Genomic DNA, 276 nt, shown 5'->3' with positions numbered 1-276 from the left:
ATTGGCAGTACCCATATAGGTGCCACCAGCTTCCTGCACACCGATAGCAGCAGGCATAGCAGCTTTGCCAAGGATGCCAAGAGCACGTGCCACAGGAGCACCTGTAAGCAGGGAACCAATGCCCTCAGTGACACCAGCTTCAACAGATGCAGGGTCTTCTGCCATACGAGCCAGTGCATTGATAGCACCACGGCCCATAGACTTCAGGCCAGCTTTTACGGAACCATCAGTCTTGAGGTCTTCCTTGTACTGGCGTTGCTCATCCTGACTATCAAG

At 53.6% G+C, this 276-nt stretch carries 1 protein-coding gene; it reads right to left on the bottom strand.

What is annotated here, in order from left to right; all coding sequences use genetic code 11:
• Nucleotides 1-276: hypothetical protein (locus Q5762_RS38235; RefSeq protein ID WP_315896919.1), on the bottom strand; the 276-nt coding region annotated here is incomplete at both ends.

Origin of the sequence: Streptomyces sp. P9(2023) (assembly GCF_032436795.1) — a bacterium.
In the GTDB taxonomy this organism is placed as follows: Bacteria; Actinomycetota; Actinomycetes; order Streptomycetales; family Streptomycetaceae; genus Streptomyces.
Note: the sequence above shows the minus strand (reverse complement) of the source record. Positions and strands in the feature narration are given on the sequence as shown.